General features: G+C 69.7%; 4 protein-coding genes. 3 read left to right on the top strand and 1 reads right to left on the bottom strand.

What is annotated here, in order from left to right; all coding sequences use genetic code 11:
• Positions 1-150: 150 nt before the first annotated feature.
• Positions 151-702 (bottom strand): LemA family protein, encoded by a 552-nt coding sequence (locus HZB86_11250; GenBank protein MBI5906098.1) that lies wholly within the window; start codon positions 700-702, stop codon positions 151-153.
• A gap of 189 nt (positions 703-891) precedes the next feature.
• Here HZB86_11250 and HZB86_11245 point away from each other — a divergent pair, with 189 nt between their 5' ends.
• The 3 genes from HZB86_11245 to HZB86_11235 are packed head-to-tail and all read left to right on the top strand — an operon-like array spanning position 892 to position 6049.
• Positions 892-3369, top strand: a complete 2478-nt coding sequence (locus HZB86_11245; GenBank protein MBI5906097.1) for a U32 family peptidase — start codon at positions 892-894, stop codon at positions 3367-3369.
• 1 nt (position 3370) lies between these two features.
• Positions 3371-5833 (top strand): elongation factor G, encoded by a 2463-nt coding sequence (gene fusA, locus HZB86_11240; protein ID MBI5906096.1) that lies wholly within the window; start codon positions 3371-3373, stop codon positions 5831-5833.
• Positions 5834-5836: 3 nt separating this feature from the next.
• Entirely contained in the window at positions 5837-6049 is a 213-nt protein-coding gene (locus tag HZB86_11235; protein ID MBI5906095.1) for a disulfide oxidoreductase, read from the top strand.
• Positions 6050-6186: the final 137 nt, after the last annotated feature.

Raw genomic sequence — 6186 nt, 5'->3', positions numbered from 1 at the left:
ATCGAGTTTGATTTTACCATAAAATGGCTCTAAAATTAAAGGCATGGCGGAAAAAAGATTTTTGGAAAGATCAGGCGCGCCAGCAGCGGCGAAATTTGCATGGCGGCGCCGCACTTCGGGCAGCCCCTCCCGCGGTCCACGGGGGCGCTTCTACCGGAGGCTTACTTTCGGGACTTCGCGGTCCGCTTCGCCCGCCTGGAAGTAGCTTTCCGCCCCGAAGTTGAACATGGAGGCCACGAAGTTGCTCGGGATCGCCTGGATCGCGTTGTTGTACGTCATCACCGAATCGTTGTAGAACTGGCGCGCGAAGGAGATCTTGTTCTCCGTTCCGGTCAGCTCCTCCTGGAGGGAGGCGACGTTCCGGTTCGCCTTCAGGTCCGGGTAGCTCTCCACCACCGCGAAGAGGCTCTTCAGCGACTCGGTCAGGACGTTCTCCGCCTTCCCCTGGGCCGCCGGCCCCCGTGCCGAAACGGCCGCGCCGCGGGCCTCGATGACCTTCGTCAGCGTCTCCTGCTCGAACGTCATGTACCCCTTCACCACTTCCACGAGGTTGGGGATGAGATCGTGCCGGCGCTTCAGCTGCACGTCGATCTGCTGCCAGGCGTTTTTCAGCTGGTTGCGGAGGCGGACGAGCTTGTTGTAGGAGGCGACGAACCAGCCCACGACGATCACGATCAGTATGAGAGGCACGTACGCCATCATGGCCCTCCGGTGAAGGGTTTGGGGCGATTCGCCTTGCGAATCGCTATTTTCCGCCCAGTTTAATAGATGTATGATGGATGTCAAACGAAAAGGGGAAAGACGATCCGGACACCTTCAGGAAAAGGCCCGAAACGCGTTTCGGGGAACCGCGAGGGGAAAAGTTCCGTCGTCCGGCGGGGGCCGGGCGAGGTGAAGCCGGCGAAGCGTCCCGCGGAGGAGCTCCGGAAATTCCGGCCCCGCCGGCCGGGGCCTTCCCCCGCCGAGCTCTCCGAAACGGCGAGAAAGCCTCCGGTCGACCGGGGCGGAAAAGCGGGACGGAAGCCCCCGGGGCCGCGCGGTCCCCTTCCGCGCCACCCTCGTCCCGGGTTCCCCGAGCTGCTCGCGCCCGCCGGGTCGGCCGAGGCGTACTTCGCCGCCGTGGACGCCGGGGCCGACGCGGTCTACCTGGGGCTGGGCAGGTTCAACGCGCGGGAGCGGGCGGAGAATTTCAACCTGGCCGACCTGTGCCGAATTCGCCCCCACGCGCGGGCGCGGGGAGTCCGCCTGTACCTGGCGATGAACACGCTGCTGACCGAAGCGGACCTGCCGGAGGCGATCGGCCTGCTGCACCAGGTGTCGCCGCTTGAGCCCGACGCGGTCATCGTGGCCGACCTGGGGCTTCTTCGGATCCTGCACGAATTTTTTCCGGGGATCCCCGTCCACGTCAGCACGCAGGCCGGGTGCGCTTCCGCCGAGGCGGCGGAGGAGTACGCCCGGATGGGGGCGTCCAGGGTCATCCTCGAGCGCCACCTGCGGATGGAGGAGATCGCGAGGATCGCCGCCCAGTCGCCGATCGGCGTGGAGATCTTCGTCCACGGTTCGCTCTGCTACTCCTACTCCGGGAAATGCTTCTTCTCCTCCTACCTCGGGGGAAAGAGCGGGAACCGGGGGGCGTGCGTCCAGCCGTGCCGCCGCCTGTACGGCCACGGGGCGGGAGAGCAGGGCGCGGTCTTCTCCACCCGGGACCTGTCGCTTCTGCCCCGGCTTCCGGAGATCGTGCCGCTGGGGATCACCTCCCTGAAGATCGAGGGGAGGATGCGCGGGGCCGAGTACGTCGCGGGAGTGGTGTCCGCGTACCGGGCCGCCCTCGACGGGATCCGGGCGGGAACCCCGGAAGAGGGGGTCGGGGAGGGGATGCGGATCCTCGCCGGGGTGGTCGGGCGGGAGACGACGCCCGGGATTCCGGGCGGGGCCGCGCCTTCGGAGGTCGCCTCGGGCGGCGGCTCGGGGAACTTGGGGGATCTCGTGGGAGCGGTGGGGAACGTCGAGGAGGGGTGGGCCTTCGTGCCGGGGGCTACGTCCGTGTCCCAGGGGGACCGGCTTCGGGTCCAGTTCCGGGAGGACGGATCGGGAAGGGGGTTCTCGGCGACGGCGACGCGTCCCGGCGGGGGCGGGACCTTCTTCAAGGTGCCGTTCGCCGTCTCCCCCGGCGACCTCCTGTTCCGGGTGGCCGGCGGCGGCCGCGCGGAGTTCACGCGCCGCGCCCGAAGGGAGATGGAATCGGCCCCGCCGGACGGAGCGCGATTCCTCGTCTCCGTCTCGCCCGGCGCGGTGACCGTCCGGGCGGCGTACGGGTCGGTTTCCAGGGAGTTCGCGTTCCGGGTCTCGGGCCCGGCGGGAGGGCCGGTCGGGACCGCGCCGCCCGACGGCGAGCGGCAGCTGGCGGACGCGTACCGCGGCGATCTGCCGCTGGGGGGGGTACGGCTGGAGTACCAGGGCGGCCCGAGCGCCTGGGGCGACGTGCGGGCCCTGTTCCTCCAGGCCGCCCGGCAGTTCGACCGGGAGTTCTACCTCGCCGGCAAACGGCTGCGGCTGGAGATCCTGCCGAAGCTGCGCGTATCCGGGAGCCGCCCGGAGGAGGGGCCGGGAACGGTGATCTTCGCCGGGTGCCGCCCGGAGCAGCTACCGCACCTCCCGAAGACGCCGGAGGTGGTCCCGGTGGTCGAGTTCACGCGATCGCTCGCGCGGGACCCGTCGCCGGCGATGCGGCACGCCCGGGCCGGGGCGTTCTTCCGGCTCAACGCGCCGCTGCTCGAGTCCGACGCGACGTTCCTTCGGCGCACCGTCACCGACGCGGTGGGGAAAGGGTTCACGCGGTGGGTCCTCCCCGACGTCGGCCACTTCCGTTTCTTCGCGCCGGCTCCCCTCCGGAGGCAGGCCACGCTGATCAGCGACCATTTCCTGTACGCCTTCAACACGGCGGCGCTCTCCGCCCTTTCCCGGCTGGGCGCGGCGCGGATGATCCTCCCGGTGGAGGCGACCCTGGCGTCGCTGCGCGACGTGGGGAAATTCCTCTACGGGCTGGGGATCGCCGTCGCGTACGGCCGGGTGCCGCTCATGACGTCCCGCCTGCTCCCCGCCTCGGGCGTGCGCGGCGGGGACGTGGAGAGTCCGCGGGCCGAGCGGTTCCACGTCGCGGCGGACGAGCACGGGTCCGTCGTCCTGCCGTCCGAGCCGTTCTCCGCCTCCGGCTCGCTCCGCGAGCTCCGATCCGCGGGAATCCGGGACTTCTACGCCGATCTGCGAGGGCTCGCCGCCGCGGAGATTCCGGTGGTGCTGTCGGCGCTGCTGGCGGACCGCGTCCTCCCGGGGACCTCGACGTTCAACCTGTTCCGGGGGAACTTCTGACGTGGCGCCGCCCGCCCGCCTCCGCAACATCGGGATCATCGCGCACATCGACGCCGGGAAGACCACCTTCACGGAACGGCTCCTCTATTACGCGGGGATCACCCACCGGATGGGGGAAGTGCACGACGGAGACGCGCAGATGGACTATCTCCCGCAGGAGCGGGAGCGCGGGATCACGATCACCGCGGCGGTGACCCGCTTTCCGTGGCTGGGCGCCGAGATCCACCTGATCGACACCCCCGGCCACGTGGACTTCACGATCGAGGTGGAACGGTCGCTGCGCGTGCTGGACGGCGCCGTGGCGGTCTTCTGCGGCGTCGGGGGCGTGGAGCCGCAGTCCGAGGTGGTGTGGCGGCAGGCGAACCGGCACGGCATCCCGCGGCTGGCCTTCGTCAACAAGCTCGACCGTCCCGGCGCGGATTTCGACCGGGTGGTCGCCGAAATGGTGACGAAGCTCGACGCGCGGAGCGTGCCCCTCACGGCGCCGCTGTACGACGGGGAGTCGCTCGCGGCGGTGGCCGACCTGCTGACGATGGAGCGGGTCTCCTTCGGCGCGGACGACCAGGGCGCCACGGTGACGCGGGTTCCGTTGTCGGAGGCGGAGGCCGCGCGCTTCGCGAAGCACCGCGAGGCGCTTCTCGAGGCGGCGGCGGACGCCGACGACGCGGTGGCGGAGAAGTATCTTGCGGGGGAGCCGGTCCCGGTCCCGGCGCTCCGGGCCGCCGTCCGCAAGGGGACGCTGGCCGGGAGGATCTTCCCCGTCTTCGCCGGCTCCGCGTTGCGGAACCGCGGGGTCCAGCCCGTCATGGACGGGATCGTCCACTACCTCCCGTCGCCGTCAGAAGCGCCTCCGGCGCGGGGCGACGACCCGAATACCGGCGTCCCCACGGAGCGGGAACCGGTCCCCACGGCGCCGTTCTCCGCGCTCGTGTTCAAGGTGGTCCAGGAGGAGGGACGGCGAACGGTCTACCTCCGGGTGTACTCGGGAACCACGGGGGAGGGAGCGACGCTCCTCAACGCGTCGACCGGGGAGAAGGAGAAGGTGGCGCGGCTGTTCCTGATGCACGCCGGGAAGAAGGAGCGGGTCGAGACGGCCGCGGCGGGGGACATCGTGGCGGCCCGCGGAATCCGGAAGGCGCGTACGGGGGACACGCTGTGCGACCCGGAGGCGCCGATCGTCTACGAATCGATCGAGATCCGGAAGCCGGTGGTGTCGGTCGTCGTCGAGCCGAAGACGGTGAGGGAGATGGACCGGCTGCGGGAACTCCTGGCCTCGATGACCGACGAGGACCCGACGTTGTCGTTCCGCGAGGATCCCGACACCGGGCAGATCCTGCTGTCCGGGATGGGGGAGCTCCACCTGGAGATCGTCCTGGACCGCCTGGCGCGGGAGCACGGGATGCCGCTCCGCAAGGGGAATCCGCAGGTGGTCTACCGGGAGACGGTCTCTTCCCCGGGCACGGTCGAGAGCGTCTTCGAGCGGGAGATCGCGGAACGGCCGGTCAAGGTGGTCACGTCGGTTTCCGTCCGGCCCGCCCCGCGGGGCGAGGGAGTCCGGATCTCCGACGGGTTCCGCCTGCTGGGGCTTCCGCCCGACGCGGCCGACGGTGTGGAGATGGGGCTGCGGGAGGCGGCGTTCTTCGGGGCGCTCGGGTACCCGGTGGACGACGTGACGATCGACGTGTCGCGCGTCGAGTTCCTCAGCGGCGTCCCCTCCCCGATGGCCGCGAAGGTCGCCGCGGCCAAGGGGTTCCAGGAGGCGTACGAGAAGGGAAGACCCTACCTGCTGGAACCGGTGATGGCGGCGGAGATCGGGGTGCCGGAGGAGTTCCTGGGCGGGGTGATCGGGGACGTGAACGCGCGGCGCGGAAGGGTCACCTCCGTGGACCGGCGGTCCGACGGGAGCCTCCTGTCCGCCCTGGTGCCGCTCAAGGAGATGTTCGGATACGTGACGGCGCTCCGGTCCCTCTCCCAGGGCCGCGGCAAGTTCGACGAGGAGTTGGTCAAGGGGCGGGTGAACGGGTTCCCGTTCGTGAAGATGATGGGGATGAAGCTGCTGTCGTGCGCCGGCGGGAAGAGCGTGATGCGGTGCCGCGTGCGGCAGGCGCTGAAGAACTCGGGCGGAACCCTGCACGGCGGGGTGATCGGGTCGCTCGTCGACATGTCGGTCGCCACCGCGCTCCGGTCGGCCCTTCCGCTCTCATCGCGGATGACGACGGTGGAGTACAAGGTGAACCTGCTGAAGCCGGTGGCGGGAGGCGTGATCACCGCGCACGGTTCGGTGATCCGCCTGGGGAAGACGATCGCGGTGGGATCGACCGAGATCCGCAACGAGGAGGGGGAGCCGGTGGCGTTCGGCTCCGCCACGTTCTACATCCTCAACGTGCGGTCGGCGGGCGATTCTCCGGGTATAATGGTTGCCACGACGCGCGTGCGGAAGGATCTGCCGAAAGGGGAGGCATAGGGGATGGGCAAGGACGGACCGATCCGGGCGGAGACCCTGGTGGGCGACATCGTGCGGGAGCATCCCGCGCTGCGGGAGAAGATACGGGAGCTGTTCGGGCCCGAGTGCCTGTCGTGCAAGTCGAGCCGGCACGAGTCGGTGACCTACACATCGTGGCACAAGGGGCTCGATCCGAAGAAGGTCGTAAACGAGCTGAACGCCCTCCTGAAGAAGTAGCGCCTTACCCCCGCGACGGCAGGTATCTTCCTCCATCGAGGCGGATCTCCCCGCGGCGGATCATCCCTTCGAGGTGCTTCGAAAGGAGCGCCCACTCCCCGTAGTCGAACCACGGCCCTTCCCGCCCCGGGCCGTAC

The sequence above is a fragment of the Deltaproteobacteria bacterium genome (assembly GCA_016234845.1).
Taxonomy (GTDB): Bacteria; Desulfobacterota; Deferrimicrobia; order Deferrimicrobiales; family Deferrimicrobiaceae; genus JACRNP01.
The sequence above is the reverse complement of the archived record's forward strand: the minus strand, read 5'-3'. Positions and strand labels throughout refer to the sequence as shown.